The sequence below is a fragment of the Mycobacterium sp. 852014-52144_SCH5372336 genome (assembly GCF_001665615.1).
Lineage (GTDB): Bacteria > Actinomycetota > Actinomycetes > Mycobacteriales > Mycobacteriaceae > Mycobacterium > Mycobacterium neumannii_A.
Window position 1 is genome coordinate 180,258 of record NZ_LZSW01000047.1, and the last position, 17,507, is coordinate 197,764.

Below are 17,507 nucleotides of genomic sequence, written 5' to 3' on the forward strand. Positions count from 1 at the left end.
CGCATCGCCCAATTTCGCACCGCGGTCTCGTTGGCAGCGCAGCAATTAGTTTGCACGCGAGCGTGGGGAATGGCGGACATTCGCGAACTATTTGCACAAATATTGGTAGCTACCAGGCAATGTCTCGCGCGATCGACGACCTGTGCACGCGATTGCGGCCGAATTGCCATTCGCTATCCGTGGGCGCCGATGGTTAATCGACCGGTGCGTCGGCCGGACCGGGCCGGCCGGTGTCCGCACCTAGACTGACGCCATGCCTGCCCCCGTCAGCCTGACGCACTGGGGCGCCTTCGCCGCCCACATGCGAGACGGCGACATCTACGCGGTCAGACCGTTCGACGGCGACGCGGACCCCTCACCGTTGCTGGGCAATCTGCCGGGATCACTTCGGCACCGCTCACGGATAGCCACACCCGCCGTTCGCCGCGGCTGGTTGCGCGACGGGCCGGGTCCGAGCACTCGGCGCGGTAACGACGAGTTCGTCGCCGTCACATGGGACCAGCTGACCGACCTGCTCGCCGACGAGCTGCGCCGTGTCGTCGAAACGCATGGTAACGAGGCGATCTTCGGCGGTTCGTACGGCTGGTCAAGCGCGGGCCGATTTCACCACGCCCAGAGCCAGGTCCACCGCTTCCTGAATCTCCTTGGCGGCTACACGTTTTCCCGTCACTCCTACAGCCTCGGCGCGACAGGTGTCATCATGCCGCGCGTCGTCGGCACGCACGACGACCTGTTCAAGCGGTCCACCGCGTGGGACGTCATCGTCGAGCACACCGAACTTCTCGTGTGCTTCGGCGGGCTGGCGCTGAAGAACACGGCGATCAACCACGGTGGGACCACCGCGCATCCGGCGCGCGATGCGCTGCGACGCTATCGAGCTCGCGGCGGACAGGTCGTGTCGTTCTCACCTCTGCGCGACGACGTCGACGGTGAGTGTGAATGGTTCGCGCCGGTGCCCGGGACCGATGTGGCGATCATGCTCGCGCTCGCCTACGTGCTCGCCACGGAGGGGCTGGCCGACCGCGACTTCCTGGCCACGTACTGCACCGGTTATGAACGCTTCGAGCGCTATCTCCTCGGAGCGGACGACGGTGTGCCGAAAACTCCTCGGTGGGCGTCGGTGATCTCCGGCATACCCGCCGACGACCTGGTCCGCTTGGCCCGGCGGATGTCGCAGCACCGCACGATCGTCACGGTCAGCTGGTCACTGCAACGCACACGACACGGCGAACAGGCGCCGTGGATGGGTCTGACATTGGCCGCCATGCTGGGGCAGATCGGCCTTGCGGGTGGCGGATTCGGGCACGGCTACGGTTCGATGAACGAGCCCGGCCTGCCGCCGCTGCGGACCGGATTGCCAAGGCTTCCACAGGGCATCAATCCCGTGCGCACGTTTATTCCGGTCGCCGCGATCAGCGATCTGCTGTTGCGGCCCGGTGAGCCGTTCGACTACAACGGCCAACGGCTGCTCTTCCCCGACATCAGGTTGGTGTACTGGGCCGGTGGTAACCCGTTCCACCACCACCAGAACATCCCGCGACTGCGGCGCGCGCTCGGCCGAGTCGACACGCTCGTTGTGCACGAACCCTATTGGACCGCCATGGCCAAACACGCCGATATCGTCGTGCCGTCGACGACGTCGTTCGAACGCGACGATTATTCGGGATCGCGCAACGATCCCATGCTGATGGCGATGCCCAAGCTCGCCGAACCGTACGCCCAATCACGGGACGACTACGCGACTTTCGCCGCGCTGGCGGATCGACTGGGCTTCGGCGACCAGTTCACCGAGAGCCGTACACCGCGACAGTGGCTGGCGCATCTGTACGAGAAGTGGGCGGCCGAACTGGATTTCGCCGTACCGACGTTCGAGGACTTCTGGACGCGCGGGCGGCTGCGGTTGCCTGTCGAGGAGGGCCTCACACTGCTGGCCGACTTCCGCGCCGACCCCGTCACCCACCGACTGGGCACTCCGAGTGGCTTGATCGAGATCTTCTCCACCGACGTCGACGGCTTCGGCTACGCCGACTGTGCCGGACACCCGAAGTGGTTCGAACCCGCCGAATGGCTGGGCGGCCCACGAGCAGCCGACTATCCTCTGCACCTGCTGGCCAACCAACCGGCGTCTCGGCTGCACGGTCAACTGGACGGTGGAGCGGTCAGCCAGAAGTCGAAAGTTCAAGGGCGCGAGCCGATCCGGATGCACCCGCGGGACGCCGCCGCCCGCAGCCTCGTCGACGGCGACGTGGTGCGGGTGTACAACGACCGCGGGGCGTGCCTGGCCGGCCTGGTGATCGACGATCGCCTGCGGCCCGACGTCGTGCAGTTGTCGACCGGGGCCTGGTTCGACCCCGTCGATCCGGCCGACCCGGATTCGATGTGCGCGCATGGAAATCCGAACGTGCTGACCGACGACGTGGGTACCTCTTCGCTTGCGCACGGCTGCACGGGCGCACATGTGCTGGTGCAGGTGGAGAAGTACACCGGCGATCTGCCGCCGGTGCGGGCACACGAGCCGCCCGTGATCGACGGGCTGTGAGGCTTCTCACCGAAAGTTGTCCGATTAGCGAAACCGTGTTTCGGGTATTGGACGGTCACACCGACCGATCGGCAAGGAGGAAGCCACGTGTCCGACGACAAGAACAGCGGGCCCGAAGAGGCCATCAAGGGCGTCGTGGAAGGCGCCAAGGGCAAGGCCAAAGAGGTGCTGGGCGCGGTCGCGGGTCGCGACGACCTGTACCGCGAGGGCAAGGCCCAGCAGGACAAGGCGGATGCGCAGCGCGACGCCGCACAGAAGGAAGCCGAAGCCGAGAGCGCCCGTGCGGCGGCCAAGACCGCCGAGAAGCGGCAGGAATCCGAGCAGCGGCCGACGGACGACCGGTAGATCTTTTCGAGCAGAGAGGCGCAGAGGCACAGTCTCTGCGCCTCTTTGCGTGCTCAGAGCCCGAGGGAACGGGTTAGAACGTCGCGTACTCGCGCAAGGCGGCCGCCAGTGGAACCGGAACCCGGGCCTTGATCCTCGTCCCCTCGGCGGTGTGTTCGGTGGCATCGACGCGGCCATCGGCGTGCACGCGGTTGACCAGATCGCCGCGCTCGTAAGGGATCGTCACGTCGACCACGGTGTCGGTGGGTGTGATCAGCTCGGCCATCCGCTGCTGCAAACGCTCCAGGCCGTCACCGGTGCGCGCTGAGACGAACACCGCATCGGGCAGGGCCCGGCGCAACTGCGCCAACGTCAAAGCGTCGGCCGCGTCGATCTTGTTGACCACCAACAGTTCCGGCGCCGGAGCGCTGTCGTCGACCGAATTGGACGTCTCCCCCGGAGTGGCTCCGGTGACCACCTCGTTGACCACCGTGCGCACGGCGTTGATCTGAGCAAGCGGATTCGCGTCGGATCCGTCGACGACGTGCACCAGCAGGTCGGCGTCGACGACCTCCTCCAGCGTGGAGCGGAAGGCCTCCACGAGCTGGGTGGGCAGGTGACGGACGAACCCGACGGTGTCGGTCAGCACGAACGGCCTGCCGTCCGCGAATTCGCCTCGACGCGTTGTCGGTTCGAGTGTTGCGAACAATGCGTTCTCCACCAGCACGCCCGCTCCGGTGAGCGCGTTGAGCAGGCTGGATTTACCCGCGTTGGTGTAGCCCACGATCGCGACCGACGGCACCTCGCTGCGCCGCCTGCCGCCGCGCTGGGTGTCGCGGATCTTCTTCATGTCCTTGATGTCGCGGCGCAGCTTGGCCATCCGCTCGCGGATACGGCGGCGGTCGGTCTCGATCTTGGTTTCACCCGGACCGCGCAGACCCACGCCGCCACCCGCGCCGCCGGCGCGGCCGCCGGCCTGCCGGGACATCGACTCGCCCCAACCGCGCAGCCTGGGCAGCATGTACTCCATCTGCGCCAAGGTGACCTGCGCCTTGCCCTCCCGACTGGTCGCGTGCTGGGCGAAGATGTCGAGGATGAGCGCGGTGCGGTCGATGACCTTGACCTTGACCGCCTTCTCCAGGGCGGTCAGCTGGGCGGGGCTGAGCTCACCGTCGCAGATGACGGTGTCGGCACCCGTCGCGAGCACGATCTCGCGAAGCTCGGCGGCCTTGCCCGAGCCGATGTAGGTGGAGGCGTCGGGCTTGTCGCGGCGCTGGATGACACCCTCGAGCACTTCCGAGCCCGCGGTTTCGGCAAGTGCGGCCAGCTCGGCCAGGCTGGCCTCGGCGTCGGCGGCACTGCCTTCGGTCCAGACGCCGACCAGCACCACACGTTCCAGGCGCAGCTGGCGGTACTCGACCTCGGAAACGTCGGTCAGTTCGGTCGACAAACCGGCCACGCGGCGCAGCGCCGTGCGGTCTTCGAGAGCCAACTCGCCCGCGCTCGGGGCGCTGTGAGTTGAAGGATCGGGATACGTCATAGGCGAATAGAGATTCGCACGGAAATCACTTTTCATGCACCCCAATTAACGTTGCGCAACGCGCCACCATTCCTCGGACAGCTCGCCGTGGGCCACCAGGACCGACGGGCCGCGCAGAAAACTACTGGCCTCGGTGACCGTGACCGAGACTTCGCCGCCCGGAATGCGGACCTCGAGGCTGCCGGTTGCCGCGCCGGAGTACGCCAACGCGGCGACCGCGGCCGCGACGGTGCCCGTTCCGCACGACCGGGTCTCCCCGACACCACGTTCGTGCACCCGCATCGTCACCGCGCCGTCCACGGGTGCGGTCAACACCTCGATGTTGACGCCCTCCGGGAACTGCGCGGCGTCGAAGGACACCGGCGCACCGACGTCGAGGGCGGTCAGCTCCTCGAACGTCAGATCGGGGTCGACGCAGGCCAAGTGCGGGTTGCCGACGTCGACAGCAAGGCCGGCGAACGGCCTGCCGCCGACGATCGCCTCCCCGGTGCCCAACTGGTTCACCTTGCCCATTTCGACGGTGACGTCGGCGTTCGTCGCGTCGCAGTGGTGCAACACCACCGGCCGGGGACCTGCCAGCGACCCGACCACGAAGTCGTCGCGGCTTTCCAGGCCGCTGGCGCGCAGATAGTGCGCGAACACGCGGACCCCGTTGCCGCACATCTGCGCGATCGACCCGTCGGCGTTGCGGTAGTCCATGTACCAGTCCTCGCCGGCGACGCCCTCCGGGAACTGTTCGAACAAACCGGCACGCTGCGCGGCCTGCGCGGTGGTCACCCGCAGCACACCGTCGGCGCCCAACCCGCGGCGCCGGTCGCACAGCGCCGTCACCGCCGCCGGGGCCAGCGTCAGCTCGAAGTCGAGGTCGGGCAGCAGCACGAAATCGTTCTGCGTGCCGTGTCCCTTGGCGAACCTCACGTGTTCAGGGTACGTCTCGCCACACCCGCAGCGTCTCCTCCGCGAGGCCGCGGCCGGCGCCGTCCAGCCAGGCGATGCGGTGGTCACGGCGGAACCAGGACCGTTGCCTGCGGACATAGCGGCGGGTGCCGACGAACGTCGGCTCGCGTGCCGCCGAGCCGTCGCCACCGGCGTCGAGGTCGGCGAGGACCTGCGCATAACCCAGCGCCCGCGACGCGGTGACCCCCTCACGCAGCCCGCCTTCCAGCAGCGCGCAAACCTCGTCGACGAGTCCGTCAGCGAACATCTTGTCGGTTCGCTGAGCTAGTCTTTCGTCCAGAAGCGTTGTGGGCCAGTCGAGTCCGATGATCGCGGTGTCCCAGCGCGGTGCGCCGATGGTGGGAAACGACGCGGCGAACGGCCGACCGGTCAGTTCGACCACCTCGAGCGCGCGCACGATTCGTCGTCCGTCGGTGGGCTGGATGGAGGTGGCGGCGTCGGGGTCCACGCGGGCCAGTTCCTGATGCAGTGCGGCCGCCCCGATCTCCGCGAGCCGGTGCTCCCAGCGTGCGCGCACCGCCGGGTCGGTGGCCGGGAACGTCCAGTTGTCGAGCAGCGATTGGACATACATCATCGAACCGCCCACGATGACGGGCACCGCACCGCGATCGAGGATGGCCTCGATGTCGTCGGCGGCCGACTGCTGATAGCGGGCCACGCTCGCGGTCTCGGTCACCTCGAGCACGTCGAGCTGATGGTGCGGTATCCCGCGCCGCTCCTGAACCGTCGACTTCGCGGTTCCGATGTCCATGCCGCGGTACATCTGCATCGCATCGGCATTCACGATCTCGCCGTCGAGCCGTTCGGCCACGTCCAGCGCCAGCGCCGACTTACCGGTCCCCGTCGGTCCGATGATCGCGATCGGCCGCGTCATCGTGTCCGAGCGCTCATCGTGGCTGCCACAGGCCCGTGAAATAACCGACGCCGTACGGCGCACCGCGGTACAGCTCCTTGGCCGACCGCGGGCCGGGACCGACCAACCCGGCCAGCACCCCGAAGGCGACCCGCCCCACCACCGACGCGGGCAATCGGGCAAGCGGCGCGGTCTCGCCGCCGGCCAGCGCATCGTCGAGCGCGGCTTGTACGGCGACCGAGTCCGGGTCGAAACCGCCCGGCGCCGACGGCGTCAACGTGTTGGCTCCGTCGGCGACGACGAGGACGCCGACGGGGTTGCCCCCCTCCCCGATCTCGGCGCGCAGCCGCTCGCCGTGGGCCAGCGCGACGTCGAGGTCGTGGCCGTCGCTGAAGACCCGCACCTCGGCGGAGGCCTCGGAGCGGGCCGCACCGCGCACCCAGCCGGTGATCAGGGCGCACAACGGCATTGCGACCGGATCGCCGTCGCCGCCTGGAGACAACGCGACCCTGACGTCGACGCCGTAACCGGCGAACGTCCCGGCCTGATCGGGACCGACGATCTGATCGCAGGGCCCAACCCCGATCGCGACCCAGCGCGACGGAAGGCCGACCACCGCGGTGAACACCGCCTCGCGCAGATCGGCCAGCTCCGGCGCGGCGCCTCCGGCGAGTTCGGGCACCATGACCGGTGCCGACGGGACGATCGCGATGGCGCTCAGCACGCCGTCCACGCTAATGCGATGCGGGCTGGGCGGCGGTGGCGGCTTCGCCGCGGGCGAGCGCGGCCGTCGAAACCACCATCACCACCACCGCGACGATCAGCACGAGCCAGCCCTCCTCGCCCGGCCGCAGCGTCTCCCCCAGCACGACGACGCCGAGCACCGCGGCGACCACCGGTTCGGTCACCGTCATCGTCGGCAGCGACGCGGTCAGCGACCCGGCGCGAAACGACGCCTGCTGCCACGCCGTACCCGCGACCGCCACGACCACCCAGACGTACAGCTCGGGGGTCCGCAGCAGGGCTTCGAGCCCGTCCCCGAGACGGTCGACCACACCCTTGGTCAACACGGCGAACAACCCCCACAACGCTCCGGACACCAGCGCCAGTAGCACCGCGCTGACGGGTCCCTTCCAGATGCCGGCGCCGATGACGCACAACGCCAACGCCGGAACGAGCACCACCAGCACCGCGGTCCAGGTTTCCCACGAGGCCCGAGAGTCCCCCTCGGTCGGGTTTCCGACCGTCACGATCACGACGACCGACGCTGCCAGCAGCGCCGCCCACGTCCACTGCCAAGGCGTCACCCGCTGATGCGAGAGCCGGGCGTGGATCGGCAGTGCGAACAGCAGCGAGGTCACCAGGATCGCCTGGACGAGAAGCACCGACCCCACGCCCAGCGCGGCGGCCTGCAACGCGAACCCGGCGGCGGCCACGGAACTGCCCAGCCACCACTGCCGGTCGCGCAGCAGCCGGGTGAACAGCTCCAGATGACCGACCGGCTCGTCGGCGACCTCATGGGCCTGCCGCTGGTGGATCACGTCGCCGATCGCCACGAACACAGCGGCGCCCAGGGCCAGGACGACGGCCAGATCGACTCCAGCGCTCATGCCGGCCATCGCAGTCCTTCCGTAGATTGTCGCGACGAGCCTAGGCACGTCATCGGGGAAAGCTGTGCGCACGCGCCCCGACGACCTGTTTGAATAGCGTTCGGACAGCGATCAGGCGCCGCGTTGCGCGGCAGGTACGCGGTACGCCGCGGAGGGCACGAGGATTACCGACATGACGACCAGCCAGCCAGGGGGCCAGTCCTCCTCGCCGAAACCCGCTCCCCGGCCCGGACCGCCGCGTCCCGGACCCGTGCCGCGGCCGGGCCGACCGGGGCCGACTGTGGCCGTGCCCCCGACCAGCGATCCGCACCGGTTCGGCCGCGTCGACCCCGACGGCACGGTGTGGCTGATCACCGGCTCGGGTGAACGGATCATCGGATCGTGGCAGGCCGGCGACACCGAGGCCGCCTACGCGCACTTCGGCAGGCGCTTCGACGACCTGCAGACCGAGGTCGTGCTGATGGAGAGTCGGCTCGAGTCCGGTACCGGCGACGCCCGCAAGATCAAAGCGGCCGCGCAGTCGCTGGCCGAGACCCTGCCGACGGCCCACGTGCTCGGCGACGTCGACGCGATCGCCGAGCGTCTGCAGGCCATCGTCGACCACGCCGACGAGACCGCGCAGGCCGAAAAGGCTCGGCGCGAGGAGTTGCGCGCCGCGCAGACCGCCCGCAAGGAGGCCCTGGCCGCCGAGGCCGAGGACATCGCCGCCAACTCCACCCAGTGGAAGGCCGCAGGCGACCGGTTGCGGGAGATCCTCGACGAGTGGCGCACGATCACCGGGCTCGACCGCAAAACCGATGACGCCCTGTGGAAGCGGTATTCGGCGGCGCGCGAACAGTTCAACCGCAGGCGCGGGTCGCATTTCGCCGAACTCGACCGGGAACGAGCCGGCGCCCGGCAGGCCAAGGAGGCGCTGTGCGAGCGCGCCGAGGAGTTGGCCGACTCGACGGACTGGGGTCCCACCAGCGCGGCGTTCCGCAAACTGCTGAACGAATGGAAGGCGGCTGGGCGCGCGGCCAAGGACGTCGACGACGCGCTGTGGCAGCGGTTCAAGGCGGCCCAGGACAAGTTCTTCGGGGCGCGCAATGCGGCCAGCGCCGAGCGCGACGCGGAGTTCCGCGCCAACGCGCAGGCCAAAGAGGCGCTGCTGGCCGAGGCGGAGAAGATCGACACCTCCGATCTCGACGCGGCGCGCGCCGCGCTGCGGGTGATCGGCGACAAGTGGGACGCCATCGGCAAGGTGCCCCGCGAACGCGGCGCCGAGTTGGAGCGGCGTCTGCGCGCGATCGAGAAGAAGGTCCGCGAGGCGCCGACGCACGGTGTCGATCCCGAAGCCCAGGCGCGTGCCGACCAATTCCGGGTCCGCGCAGAGCAATACGAGCGTCAAGCGGAGAAGGCCGCCGCCGCCGGCCGGGACAAGGACGCCGCGGAGGCGCGCGCCAGCGCCGAGCAGTGGCGGCAGTGGGCGGACGCGGCCGCCGAGGCGCTCGGCAAGACCAGCTGAACGCTCAGCAGTCGGTGGAGATCTCGAACGGCGCGGTGGTGCGTTCGCCCGGATCGTCGTGGAAGAACCCGACTGCCGTGCCGGTGATCGTGAACTTGCCGTCCACCAGGCTGGCTTCGGCCTCACCGGTGGTCCCGTCCCAAAAGCTGCCCGTGAACCCACCCAGGTTCTTGATCTGCACCGAGCGCGCGACGACCGGATCCCCGGTGCGAACCTGGGCGATCAGGCCGGGCGTCTGCTCGAGCGTCTCGAGATTCCACAGCCAGCCCACCTGGGTGCAATCGACGAGGTGCCCGCCGGCATCCTTCCCGTCGATGCTCACATGGACGAGGTGCTTGGCCAGCAGTTCCGGGCCCGACGCGCATCCCGTCGGGATCATCAGCACGGCTGCTGTTGCAGCGGCAAATCGTTTGTCCATGGTGCCGCCTCGATGACTTCCCGGCTACTCGTCTTCGCCGGGCGTTGACATTCGCATTCCCCACGGAGATTTGCTGTATACCTCCGGCGTATGGCCGGCAGCCATTGCGGGTATCACTTTGACCCGACTCCCGAAGGTCCGGTCATGGTCGAAGATGTCAGCGTCGCGCGCACCGCGGCAGCACTGTTGCTGACCGCGGGGCTCTCCGGCTGCTCTTCCGCACCGCCGGCTTCACCCGACCCCATGGGCGGCACCGCGACGATGTCCATCAACTCGCATCCCACCGGTGATCGGTACTACGTCAGCTGCGCCAAGGTGAAGTGGCTGCTGACCATCGAAAGCGGGGACACCGACAGGGGTTTCACGGCCATCGTCGATACGGACGACGGCCCCGACGCGCAGGTCGTCAAGATCCGCGACCTCGGCGGGTTCACCGGTTCCGCATGGACCGGTGGCGTCGGTCAACTGCGAGCAACCCGCGACAACGGCCGAATCACGATCAGCGGCACCGGGTACGGGTACTTCGCCGACGACCCTCACCGCCCAGCGACAGCGGCCTTCGACATAACGGCCGGATGCTAGCCCGGTCGCGAGAGTGAGCCCGTGCGCGAACCGATCGTCACCGTCGTTTGTTCACGGTCACCCCCGCGCATGAACACCATCGATTGCTCGGACCCCGGCTGCGTCTGGCGCAAGCCACCCAGTAGGTCCTCGACAGAATGCACCGGTTTGCCGGCGAACTCGACGATCACGTCGCCGGGCCGAAGCCCCGCGAGGGCAGCCGGTGCGCCGGGATCGACGCTGGTCACCAACGCACCGCCGTCGACCTGCACACCCCGCAGCTGCTGGATCGCCGGGGTCAGCCGGCCCAGGGAGATACCGAGGTACGGGTGCGTGGCTTCGCCGTCGGCGAGGAGTTGATTCGCCACGTCGAGCACCGTTGCCGCGGGAATCGCGAACCCCAACGACACCGCGCCCACCGCCGGCGGAATGTACGCCTCGTTGATCCCCACGACCCGTCCCTCGGCGTCGAGCAAGGCGCCGCCGGAGTTACCCGGCGAGATGGGCGCGTCGGTCTGGATCAAATCCACCAACGACTGAGTTTTCGCCGCCGAGCCGGGGATGTCCCGGTGCAGACCCGAGATGACGCCGACGGTCACGGAGTTCTGGAACCCCAGCGGACTCCCGATCGCGACGGCGACCTCGCCGGGCCGGGGCAGATCTTCGCGGAACCGCGGCACCGGCATGTCCTGGCCTTGCGTGCGCACGACGGCCAGGTCGGTCACCTCGTCCGTGCCCACCACGACGCCGGGCGAACGTTCCTCGTCGGCGGTTATGACGGTCACTTCGCGGGCGTCGCCGACGACATGGGCATTGGTCACCACGACGTCGGGGCGTAGCACCACGCCGCTGCCGACACCGCCGTCGCGCTCGACCGTCACCACGCTCGGACTGACGCGTTCCACCAGATCGGCGTAGCCGGTGCGGTCCAGCGCCGAAGGTGGAGAAGCCTCGGTCAACGGCGTCGCCGCCGGAGTCGGTGTCGACGCCGGAGCCGATGTCGACGCGTCCTGTGGACTGGACTGCAGCGTGCATCCGGCGACCGCGACGAGAGCTGCCGCGGCGGCCGCTCCGACACGAAAATGCCTGGTCTGCAAAGGTTTACCTCCTGAATTCAGTATGCACACGGCACGGACCGGCCGCCGGCGATAGCAGCGGCTCGGACTGCCGAGGCGGTGCACGGGCCGGCTAGGGGGACCGCTTGGCTCGCTTCCAGCGAGCACCCAGCACGAGCGCGCCGGCGGCAGCAACGACACCGGCGACCGCCAGCGTGATCGTCCATATCCGCCGGTCCTCGAGATTCATCTGACACAGCCGCGTGAAGTCGGTGTCGGCGACCACCCCACCGGGAACCGGGATGTTGGCTGCGCTGCCGTCGTCGTGCGCGCGGGCGGCGGACAAGTCGGGCGCCACGGCGCTGCCGCACTCGATCGTCAGATTCTCGGGTGATGCCGAAACCGGAGTGAACAAGCCCGCGACGCCGACGATCGCCGCGACGACACCAACGAAAAGCACTATCCGTAGCACAATCATGCACCTGACATACCCATTGCCGCGGATTCCTCGCGGCAAGATTGCCGCAGCCGCTCCAGCGTCGCGCCGAGCAGCCGCGATACCTGTACCTGCGAAACACCGAGGCGCCGGCCGATTTGGCTCTGCGGCAGGTTCTCACAGAACCGCAGCCGCAGGATCAGCCGTTCACGCTCGGTGAGCGTGCTCACCAGTCCGGCGACGGTCAGCGCGTCCTCGACGCTGCTGTAGCGCGGGTCGTCGAGGCCCTGCCGTGCGGCGGCCGGTTCGGATTTCCCATCACCGGGTGCCGCCGCGTCGAGTGACGACGGTCGGTACGCGACAGCCGCGTCGACCGACTGCACCACCTCGTCTCGGTCGACACCGAGCTCGGCGGCCAGTTCGGTGGCCGTCGGCGCTCGGCCGAGACGCTGTGACATCGGACCGATCGCGGCGCGCACGCGCTGGCGGGTGTCCTTGATCCTGCGGGGCACGTGTATGACCCACGTGTGGTCGCGGAAGTGGCGGCGAACCTCGCCCATGATCGTCGGTACGGCGTAGCCGAGAAACGGCCCCTTACTTGGGTCGTAGCGGTCGATCGCCTTGATCAGGCCCAGCCGGGCCACCTGCCTCAGGTCGTCGGCCGATTCGCCGCGGCCGGCGAAGCGGCCCGCGATATGGTCGGCCAGCGGCAAACATCTGGTGATGATCTTGCAACGAAGCGAGTCCCGTCGCGCCCCCTCCGGCGTGCGGCGCAGCTCGCAGCACTGCGGGTGCACGTCGTCGTAGTCGTCTTCGTGAGTCCCCGCCGCGCCCGTGTCGCCCGTCGGTTCCACGGAATCGACGCGATTGGCAGCCTCCAGCAGGGCCGATACCATGACGGCCTCCCCTCTCGGTATTGACGTCGGGCCGGCCCGTCCACCGTTCGACTGGGTGCTGTCGACCGACCTGTAAGTGCAGACTATCGGCGCAGGAATAACGCAACCTGAAAGGAATCTGATAAGAACCCGTGAACCCGGACTCGCAAATTCAGCAAACAGAAGTAGGCGCAGTGGGCCCAGTGCGCCGATCGGCCGCCGAACGTATAGGGACGCGGTTCGCGGGCAACTCTTCTCACCATGCAAGCTCTCACCGTTGACCCGACCAAAGCCCAGTCTCCGCGAGTGGAAGACCTCGCCGATCCCACTTCCGGGTCGACTGGCTGTGCCTGCCGCACTTCGACTCGCCGGCATGCTTTGCCGCGAGATAGGCAACTCAGATGAAGACACTTACCGTTTCACGGCGTCGCGTTGCGGCGGCCGGTTTGGTGACGAGCGTGTTGGTCGCCGGTTGCGGCGGCGATCCGAACATGGACTCGTCGAACCGGGGCGCGGGTTCGGAGACCGAGACGACGTCGGTCGAGAATGCCTTCATCGTGCCGCGCTTCATACCGGGGTCGTGCGCCATCCAGGTCGGCGATGCGGCGGCGCTCACGTTCACGGTGACGAACAACCGGATCACCGAGCCCGAACGCCTGCTCGGCATCGAGACGCCCGCCGCCGAGGCGATTCGGCTCTCTCCCGATGCGACGCTGCAGATTCCGCCCGAGACGTCGATCGCCGCCGGCCAACCGATCGAAGACGTCACCGACGGCGCCGCAGACTACCCCTTCAAGGCCAGAGTCGAGGGGCTTCGGGAATCGGCGACGCCGGGCAAGTCGGTGGACATGACGTTTCACTTCGACAAGCAGGGCGACCTCGTGATGAAGGTTCCGATCGAGGCCTGTCCCACTCAGAAGTAGGCCATTCGGTGTGGCCGCCGTGGGGTGGGTCAGCCGTCGGTCGAGCCGTCGGTCGAGCCGTTGTCGTCGTCGAGGTTCTCGAGCAGACCCTTCTTCTGTTGCTCCGCGGCGGCCCTGCGCCGTTCCTCCTCGGCGGCCGACTGCAGCGCGGTGCGTGCCCACACCGCCCTGGCCCAGTGGAACGTCACGACCGCGACCGCGATCCACGCGATGATCAGCCCGATGCCCGGTCCCGGGTAGCGGTCGGGGGCGGTTTGGCGCGACCACACCGCCAACAAACCGAGAAGCGTCGCCACCGTGGAACCCGCCAGCGCGATCCAAGCCAGCGCCCAGCGCCGGGTGAGCAGGGCGAGCATCGAGAAGCCGACGCCGAACACCAGTACCAGCCAAGCGAATACGCGTAACGGCAGGGTGATCCCCTCGCGCAGCGCCGTTTCACCGCCGAGGAGCACATCCAGACCGCGCGCGTCGCCGGTGTGCGGCAGGATGAACGACACCAGAAGCACGAACACCCCGATGGCGATCACCAGAGCTCGTGCGCCGGGGTCGATCTCGCCCGCGACGCGCCGCTCGACGGCCTCGATGTCGCCCTTGAACTCGTCAAAACCGTTGTCGTCGGGAGCCGTCACCGTGTGCATCCCGTCGCGGTAGCGGGTGTCGTAGGCGCGCCGATGCCCGGCATGCCCAGGCCGACGCCGGTGCGCGGGCGCCGGCCTTCGGAGTGGGCGTCGCCCGCCCGGGTGCGCCGATGGCTGTGCACGGCTGAATCGGCGATCAGGTGGTGCGGAGCGGCACCGGTCACGGTCGAGGTCACGACGTCGCCGGGGCGGATCTCGAGTCGCTGCGGGTTGAAGTGCACGAGGCGGCCGTCGCGGGCCCGACCCGACATTCTGGCCGTCGTGGCGTCTTTGCGGCCCTCACCGGCGGCCACCAGGACTTCGACGGTATGGCCGACCAAAGCGTGGTTCTCCTCGAGAGAGATCCTCTCCTGGAGGTCGATCAAACGTTGATAGCGTTCGCTCACAACGGCTTTGGGGACCTGATCGGGTAACTCGGCGGCGGGGGTGCCGGGTCGCTTGGAGTACTGGAAGGTGAACGCGCTGGCGAACCGCGCCTGCTCGACGACGTCGAGCGTGGCCTGGAAGTCCTCCTCGGTCTCACCCGGAAAACCGACGATGAGGTCGGTGGTGATCGCCGCGTGCGGTATCGCGGCGCGGACGCGGTCGATGATGCCGAGGTAGCGCTCGGCGCGGTAGGACCGTCGCATCGCCCGCAGAATGCGGTCGGATCCGGATTGCAGCGGCATGTGCAGCGTCGGGCAGACATTCGGTGTCTCGGCCATCGCGGCGATCACGTCGTCGGTGAACTCCGCGGGGTGCGGTGAGGTGAACCGCACCCGTTCGAGTCCGTCGATGCCGCCGCAGGCGCGCAGCAGCTTGGCGAACGCGCCGCGGTCCCGCGGTTCTTCGGGGTCGGCGAAGGACACGCCGTAGGCGTTGACGTTCTGGCCGAGCAGCGTGATCTCGAGCACGCCTTGTTCGACGAGTGTCTGCACCTCCGCGAGCACGTCACCGGGCCGCCGGTCGACTTCTTTGCCGCGCAGGGCGGGCACGATGCAGAACGTGCAGGTGTTGTTGCAGCCCACCGACACCGACACCCAAGCGGCATATGCGGATTCGCGCGCGGCGGGCAGCGCCGACGGGAACTCCTGGAGCGCCTCGACGATCTCGACCTGGGCCGCGTTGTTGTGTCTGGCGCGCTCGAGCAGCGTGGGCAACGACCCGATGTTGTGGGTGCCGAACACCACGTCGACCCACGGCGCCCGGTCCAGCACGGCGGCCCGGTCCTTCTGCGCCAGGCAGCCGCCGACAGCGATCTGCATATCCGGGTTGGCCTGCTTGCGCGGCGCCAGGTGGCTGATGTTGCCGTAAAGCTTGTTGTCAGCGTTCTCGCGGACGGCGCAGGTGTTGAACACAACGACGTCGGCGTCCTCGCCCTCGGCGGCGCGTTGGTATCCGGCGCCCTCCAGCAACCCCGAGAGTCGCTCGGAGTCGTGCACGTTCATCTGGCAGCCGTAGGTACGGACCTGGTATGTGCGGGTCGTCGCCGGCGCATGCGAGGACTCGTCGGTCGCGTGCGGGCGAACGGCCCGCTCGGCCGCTCCCTCTCGCGTCACCATCGAAGTCACGGCCCCATGGTACGGACCGGGCGATGCGCCGACCCGGGCGGATTGTCGAGTTCCGGGCAGGCATGCCCTTCCCTCGGTAAGGTCTGCACCCATGAAGACCAGCGAGTCGGACGGAAAAGAGGTCGATCCGACTCAGTCAAGCGTGCCCATGATCTCGATCTCGGACGTCAACAAACACTTCGGCAACCTGCATGTGCTCAAAGACATCAACCTCGAGGTGGAGCGCGGCGAGGTGATCGTGGTGCTCGGTCCATCGGGCTCGGGCAAGTCGACGTTGTGCCGCACCATCAATCGGCTCGAGCCCATCGATTCGGGCACCATCACGATCGACGGCGAGGTGCTGCCCGAGGAGGGGCGCAAGCTCGCCGAGTTGCGGTCTGACGTGGGTATGGTGTTCCAGTCCTTCAACCTGTTCGCCCACAAGACGATCCTCGAGAACGTCACGCTGGCTCCGATGAAGGTGCGCAAGAAGTCCAAGAACGAGGCCAGCGAGAAGGCGATGCAGCTACTCGAGCGGGTGGGTATCGCCAACCAGGCCGACAAGTACCCGGCGCAGCTGTCCGGCGGGCAGCAGCAGCGGGTGGCGATCGCGCGGTCTCTGGCAATGAACCCGAAGGTGATGCTGTTCGACGAACCGACCAGCGCGCTGGACCCCGAGATGATCAACGAAGTGCTCAACGTGATGACGTCGCTGGCCAAAGACGGGATGACGATGCTGGTCGTGACGCACGAAATGGGTTTCGCCCGCGGCGCGGCAAACCGGGTGGTGTTCATGGCCGATGGCGCGATCGTCGAAGCGGCCGAACCCCAGCAGTTCTTCACCAACCCGCAAAGCGAGCGTGCCAAGGACTTTCTCGGCAAGATCCTTCACCACTAGTCGAAAGGAATCTCCAATGCCATCCTTTTCCAAGCGCGTTCTGGGAGCGCTCGCGCTCGCTGTCGCGCTGCCACTGTCTGTGACCGCATGCGGCGGGGGCGACGAGGGCACGATCGTCATCGGCACCAAGTTCGACCAGCCCGGGCTGGGACTGAAGAATCCCGACGGCACCATGAGCGGCTTCGACGTCGACGTGGCCAGGTACGTGGCACAACAACTCGGGTATCCCGAGGACAAGATCGAGTGGAAGGAAGCCCCTTCGGGTCAGCGCGAGACGCTGATCCAGAACGGTCAGGTGAAGTACATCGTCGCGACGTACTCGATCACCGACGCGCGCCAGGAGAAGGTCGACTTCGCGGGGCCGTATCTGATCACGGGGCAGAGCCTGCTGGTGCGCGCCGACAACACCGACATCACCGGTGAGGCGTCGCTGGAGAACAATAAGAAGCTGTGTTCGGTGTCGGGTTCGACACCGGCGCAACGCATCAAGGACAAGTACTCCGGTGTGCAGCTGCAGCAGTACGACACGTACTCGGCGTGCATCGAGGCGTTGAAGAACGGCGCCATCGATGCGGTGACGACAGACGAGGTGATTCTGGCGGGCTATGCGGCCCAAAGCCCGGGCGCGTTCAAGGTCGTCGGCGGCACCTTCTCCGAGGAGCGGTACGGGATCGGTTTGAAGAAGGGCGATTCCGAGTTGCTGACGCAGATCAACGACGCGCTGGCAAAGATGGAGCAGGAAGGCGCCTGGAAGAAGGCCTGGGACGACAACCTCGGGGCCGCGGGCATTCCCGCGCCGAAGCCGCCGCAGATCAACCAGAGCTGACGGACCTCCCCCGCACTAGGA

General features: G+C 68.0%; 18 protein-coding genes. 7 read left to right on the top strand and 11 right to left on the bottom strand.

Translation table 11 applies throughout. From position 1 onward, the window contains the following. Window positions 1-253 precede the first annotated feature (253 nt). A complete protein-coding gene (locus tag A5759_RS11525) occupies window positions 254-2,539 on the top strand; it encodes a molybdopterin guanine dinucleotide-containing S/N-oxide reductase (protein WP_068197535.1) in 2,286 nt (761 codons plus the stop codon). Window positions 2,540-2,626: 87 nt separating this feature from the next. Next, entirely contained in the window at window positions 2,627-2,884 is a 258-nt protein-coding gene (locus A5759_RS11530) for a CsbD family protein (protein ID WP_066841437.1), read from the top strand. 73 nt (window positions 2,885-2,957) lie between these two features. On the opposite strand, the gene hflX is transcribed toward A5759_RS11530, so the two are convergent. The 5 genes from hflX to A5759_RS11555 are packed head-to-tail and all read right to left on the bottom strand — an operon-like array spanning window position 2,958 to window position 7,823. Then, window positions 2,958-4,403 carry a GTPase HflX gene (hflX, locus tag A5759_RS11535; RefSeq protein WP_156616893.1) on the bottom strand — a complete coding sequence of 482 codons (1,446 nt, stop codon included), beginning with the start codon at window positions 4,401-4,403 and terminating at the stop codon, window positions 2,958-2,960. Between the two features lie 45 nt (window positions 4,404-4,448). Continuing rightward, complete coding sequence (dapF, locus tag A5759_RS11540; RefSeq protein ID WP_064395279.1) at window positions 4,449-5,321, bottom strand: diaminopimelate epimerase; 873 nt, start codon at window positions 5,319-5,321, stop codon at window positions 4,449-4,451. Window positions 5,322-5,325: 4 nt separating this feature from the next. After that, window positions 5,326-6,234: a tRNA (adenosine(37)-N6)-dimethylallyltransferase MiaA gene (gene miaA / locus A5759_RS11545; protein ID WP_064395278.1), complete on the bottom strand. Its 909-nt coding sequence runs from the start codon at window positions 6,232-6,234 to the stop codon at window positions 5,326-5,328. A gap of 13 nt (window positions 6,235-6,247) precedes the next feature. Then, window positions 6,248-6,937 carry a hypothetical protein gene (locus A5759_RS11550; protein WP_068198276.1) on the bottom strand — a complete coding sequence of 230 codons (690 nt, stop codon included), beginning with the start codon at window positions 6,935-6,937 and terminating at the stop codon, window positions 6,248-6,250. A 10-nt stretch (window positions 6,938-6,947) separates the two neighbouring features. Then, a complete protein-coding gene (locus A5759_RS11555) occupies window positions 6,948-7,823 on the bottom strand; it encodes a DMT family transporter (protein ID WP_064426141.1) in 876 nt (291 codons plus the stop codon). A 172-nt stretch (window positions 7,824-7,995) separates the two neighbouring features. Between A5759_RS11555 and A5759_RS11560 the strand changes: the two genes are divergently transcribed. Further along, on the top strand, window positions 7,996-9,327 hold the full coding sequence (locus A5759_RS11560; protein WP_082962083.1) for a DUF349 domain-containing protein: 1,332 nt from the start codon (window positions 7,996-7,998) through the stop codon (window positions 9,325-9,327). Between the two features lie 4 nt (window positions 9,328-9,331). Here A5759_RS11560 and A5759_RS11565 read toward each other — a convergent pair whose 3' ends face one another. Next, window positions 9,332-9,745, bottom strand: coding sequence for a lipoprotein LpqH (locus A5759_RS11565; RefSeq protein WP_068197547.1), 414 nt, complete (start codon window positions 9,743-9,745; stop codon window positions 9,332-9,334). 144 nt (window positions 9,746-9,889) lie between these two features. Here A5759_RS11565 and A5759_RS11570 point away from each other — a divergent pair, with 144 nt between their 5' ends. Further along, window positions 9,890-10,327, top strand: coding sequence for a lipoprotein LpqH (locus A5759_RS11570; RefSeq protein WP_064395275.1), 438 nt, complete (start codon window positions 9,890-9,892; stop codon window positions 10,325-10,327). Here the strand turns inward: A5759_RS11570 and A5759_RS11575 are convergent. From A5759_RS11575 to A5759_RS11585, 3 genes are all read right to left on the bottom strand, one after another. Then, on the bottom strand, window positions 10,324-11,403 hold the full coding sequence (locus A5759_RS11575) for a S1C family serine protease (RefSeq protein WP_231984612.1): 1,080 nt from the start codon (window positions 11,401-11,403) through the stop codon (window positions 10,324-10,326). The two genes, A5759_RS11570 and A5759_RS11575, sit on opposite strands and share 4 nt — an antisense overlap. A gap of 91 nt (window positions 11,404-11,494) precedes the next feature. After that, complete coding sequence (locus tag A5759_RS11580; protein WP_231984613.1) at window positions 11,495-11,821, bottom strand: hypothetical protein; 327 nt, start codon at window positions 11,819-11,821, stop codon at window positions 11,495-11,497. 14 nt (window positions 11,822-11,835) lie between these two features. Next, window positions 11,836-12,693 carry a SigB/SigF/SigG family RNA polymerase sigma factor gene (locus tag A5759_RS11585; RefSeq protein ID WP_082693878.1) on the bottom strand — a complete coding sequence of 286 codons (858 nt, stop codon included), beginning with the start codon at window positions 12,691-12,693 and terminating at the stop codon, window positions 11,836-11,838. A 380-nt stretch (window positions 12,694-13,073) separates the two neighbouring features. On the opposite strand from A5759_RS11585, the gene A5759_RS11590 reads away from it, so the two are divergent. Beyond that, window positions 13,074-13,595, top strand: coding sequence for a hypothetical protein (locus A5759_RS11590; RefSeq protein WP_068197551.1), 522 nt, complete (start codon window positions 13,074-13,076; stop codon window positions 13,593-13,595). A 29-nt stretch (window positions 13,596-13,624) separates the two neighbouring features. On the opposite strand, the gene A5759_RS11595 is transcribed toward A5759_RS11590, so the two are convergent. Then, window positions 13,625-14,233: a hypothetical protein gene (locus A5759_RS11595; protein WP_064395272.1), complete on the bottom strand. Its 609-nt coding sequence runs from the start codon at window positions 14,231-14,233 to the stop codon at window positions 13,625-13,627. Then, on the bottom strand, window positions 14,221-15,774 hold the full coding sequence (miaB, locus tag A5759_RS11600) for a tRNA (N6-isopentenyl adenosine(37)-C2)-methylthiotransferase MiaB (RefSeq protein WP_064416994.1): 1,554 nt from the start codon (window positions 15,772-15,774) through the stop codon (window positions 14,221-14,223). Before miaB ends, A5759_RS11595 begins: the two co-directional genes overlap by 13 nt. 157 nt (window positions 15,775-15,931) lie before the next feature. Between miaB and A5759_RS11605 the strand changes: the two genes are divergently transcribed. Continuing rightward, a complete protein-coding gene (locus tag A5759_RS11605; protein ID WP_068198279.1) occupies window positions 15,932-16,660 on the top strand; it encodes an amino acid ABC transporter ATP-binding protein in 729 nt (242 codons plus the stop codon). A 16-nt stretch (window positions 16,661-16,676) separates the two neighbouring features. Continuing rightward, the gene (locus A5759_RS11610) at window positions 16,677-17,486 is read left to right on the top strand and encodes a glutamate ABC transporter substrate-binding protein (protein ID WP_064395270.1); all 810 of its coding nucleotides are present in this window, start codon (window positions 16,677-16,679) and stop codon (window positions 17,484-17,486) included. Window positions 17,487-17,507 lie beyond the last annotated feature (21 nt).